Source organism: Cellulomonas septica (assembly GCF_012396155.1).
In the GTDB taxonomy this organism is placed as follows: domain Bacteria; phylum Actinomycetota; class Actinomycetes; order Actinomycetales; family Cellulomonadaceae; genus Cellulomonas; species Cellulomonas septica.
On record NZ_JAAXOY010000425.1, the window covers coordinates 1 to 3,117 of the forward strand.

Genomic DNA, 3,117 nt, shown 5'->3' on the forward strand with positions numbered 1-3,117 from the left:
GAGCTCGTCGTCGCTGCGGACGCGCGCGGTCACCGTGAGGTCGCCCGTCGCGAGCGCGTCGACGCTCCGCTGCACGTCGCCGACCGCGCGGCGGACGCTGCGGGCGAACAGCATGCCGAGCACGAGCGCCACCACGAGGCCCGCCCCGGCGACGCCGATCATCGTCCAGCGTGCGAGCGACGCCGCCGCACCGGCATCGGCCTGGTCCCGCGCGACCGCCTCGTCGACGTGCGTGCTCAGGTCTGCGAGCGACGCGGTGAGGTTCATGCCGACGCGGGCGGTCTCGTCGCTCTGCGCGGCCCACGCGGCCCGGTCGTCGTCCATCGCCGGCGGCAGGACGTCCGCGTCCACGCTGGTCTTGTACTCGTCGTAGCGCCCGAGGAACGCGTCCCACTCGGGCGGCATCGACCCGTAGGCGCCGGCGTACACCTGAGCGAAGTCGTCCGTCGCCGAGTCGAACGACGCGTACGCGGCACGCACCGCCGCCATCGCCTTCTGCTTGCCCTCGTCGTCCGGGTACCCGGGCACGCTCGAGATGCCGTTGCGCACGGTCCACAGCGCGTTCGACAGCGTCGCCAGCTGTCCGGTCACCTCGGAGCTCGCGCGCGACGTCGCGGCGGAGCGGTCCGCGAGCGCGCTCAGCGACATCACGCCGAACGCCCCGACGGCGACGAGGACGGCCGCGAGCATCCCGACCAGGCCGAGGATCTTGGTCCGCACGGACCGGTCCGCGACGAGCCGCCGCCGCGGCTTCGCACCCCCGCCGCCGCTCCCGGCGGCCGGGCGCTCGGCAGTCGGCTCGGGCGACGACCGCTGGGTCGGGACGTCGGCGGTGCGCTTCGGGGTGAAGACGGGCATGGGGCTGTGCTCCTGGGTCGCGGACGACCGGTGTGTCGCCACCGGTCCCACCGACCTCATCGGCTGGCGTGCCGCGCTGTTGACCCGCCCGGCCGGTTCAGGCTGCCCGACGTCGGGCGCCGTCGCCCCGACGCGCGGACGGTTGCCCCGCGCACCGGAGGGACGTCCCGGTCCGGTGCGCGGGGCGGAGGCCCGTGGGCTCAGTCCCCGGCGTCGACCGCCCGGTAGAAGTTCCGCTCCCACCGGTGCCGCCGGATCACCGCGCGCTGCTCGTCGGTGAGCCGCCGGCCGTCGCTCGTCGCCGCGTTGCGCTCGACGTTCCGCACGGTCCGCATGCCCGCGATGACCGTCGACACCGCCGGGTGGTCCAGCACGTACCGCAGCGCGACGTCGGGCAGCGCGTCGGTCTCGATGCCGAGGTCCCCGACCAGCGCCGACACGTGCTGCTCGACCTGCGCCGGCCGGTCGCCGCCGAAGTACGTGTTCCGGAAGTCGCCCTCGGGGAACGTCGCACCGGCGGTGATCCGGCCGGTGAGCCCGCCCTCGTCGAGCGCGACGCGCACGATGACGCCGACGCCGTGCTCCTCGCACGCGCCCAGCAGCTGCTCCTCCGGCTGCTGGTGCCACGCGTTGTAGATGACCTGCACCGTGTCGACCGCGCCGCTGCGGACCAGCTCGAGCGCGTTCTCCGGCTGGTAGTCGTTGATCGACACCCCGAAGAAGCGGATCTTGCCCTCGTCCTTGAGCGACCCGACCGTCTCGAGCCAGTCGCCCTTGCCGACCCACTCGTCGGACCAGACGTGGAACTGCAGGACGTCGACGTGGTCCAGCCCCGACGCCTGCAGGCTCGTCTCGAGGCTCGCGCGGACGTGCTCGCCCGGGAACGTCTCGTCCGGGTGCAGACCGTCGGGCGCGGGCCAGACCATGTTCTTCGGCGGCACCTTCGTCGCCACCAGCACGTCCGGGTGCTCCCGCAGGACGCTGCCGACGATGCGCTCGCTCTCGCCGTACCCGCGCGCCGTGTCGACGAAGTTCACGCCGAGCTCGATCGCGCGGCGCAGCGCCGCGACCGACTCGTCCTCCTGCGCGCCCTTCCACTGCGACGCCCCGATCCCCCACGCGCCGTACCCGATCTCCGACACCCTCAGGCCCGTCCGGCCGAGCTGGCGGTACTCCATACGAACTCCTCGACACACCCTGTGGCACCCGGTCCTCTGCCGGGCCGACGACCAGCCTCCCCCGGCGGCCGTCGCGCCGCGAGCCGTCCGCGGCGACACGGGCAGGCCGGTCGGGCGACGGGCACGTCCGGGACGCGCCCCCTGCTGAAGTCACGCCCCCTCCGTGCCGATCTGGACGCGTGACCATGTCTCCCGACGACCTGCCTCGCTCCCCGACCGGCCGCATCCCGCAGTGGGTCGTCGACGAGGCGGCCGGGCGGGCCGTCGCACCGTCGCCGTGGCGCTCGACGACCCCGCCGACGAGCTACCGCACGTCTCGTCGTCGGCCCGGTCGCTGGATCGCCGCCGGCATCGCGGTCGCCGTCGGCGGCGCCGTCTGGTTCTCCACCGACGGCCTCACGACACCGCCGCCGATGCCCCCGGGCTACGGGCCCGTCGCCGGGGTGCCCCTGGCCCCCGTCGCACCGCCGTCGGCCGAGGTCGTGGCGCTCGCGGACGCCGCGCACCTGTCGGCGGAGGGACGCGACCTGTTCTACGACGCCCGGCCCCAGATCCTCGGCGCGGACGAGTTCGCCGGGAAGTGCGACCGGGCCGGGTCGGCGCCGACCGACGGCGGGGCGGCCGTCGGCTGCTACCACTCGGACGCGGGCGTCATCGTCATCTACCGGCCGGGCGACGAGCGCCTGCACGGGTTCGTCGTCGAGACGGCGGCGCACGAGCTGCTCCACGCCGCGTGGGACCGGCTCTCGGCCGGCGACCGCGAGCGGATCGTCCCGGCGCTCGAGGCGGCGCTCGCGTCCGTCCCCGCCGACGACCCCCTCCACCTGCAGGTCGCCGGGTCGGTCGGCGATCGCCCCGAGCTGCGCGCCACCGAGCTGTTCGCCTACGTCGGCACGACGGTCTGGCGCGACGGCGGGCTCGACGCCGGGCTCGAGGACACGTACGCGCGTTTCATCACGGACCGGGCGGCACTCGTGGCCCAGCACGACGACTGGGTCCGCACGTTCGACCAGCTGGCCGCCGACGTGACCGCCGCGGCCCAGGACCTCGCCGGGGTCGAGGCGCGGGCCGCCGGGGACCG

At 75.1% G+C, this 3,117-nt stretch carries 2 protein-coding genes and 1 pseudogene; 1 reads left to right on the forward strand and 2 read right to left on the reverse strand.

Going from position 1 to position 3,117, the window contains the following annotated elements:
- On the reverse strand, nucleotides 1–858 hold an 858-nt coding region (locus HGA02_RS14380; protein ID WP_246247819.1), incomplete at its 3' end, for a methyl-accepting chemotaxis protein.
- Nucleotides 859–1,058: 200 nt separating this feature from the next.
- A complete protein-coding gene (locus HGA02_RS14385) occupies nucleotides 1,059–2,036 on the reverse strand; it encodes an aldo/keto reductase (RefSeq protein ID WP_168679652.1) in 978 nt (325 codons plus the stop codon).
- A 185-nt stretch (nucleotides 2,037–2,221) separates the two neighbouring features.
- Here HGA02_RS14385 and HGA02_RS14390 point away from each other — a divergent pair.
- Nucleotides 2,222–3,117: pseudogene (locus HGA02_RS14390) on the forward strand (hypothetical protein); the annotation flags it as partial.

Bases quoted from the DNA above. Each gene is read 5' to 3' on its own strand.
- HGA02_RS14385 (WP_168679652.1), bottom strand. From the start codon at position 2,036: ATGGAGTACCGCCAGCTCGGCCGGACGGGCCTGAGGGTGTCGGAGATC.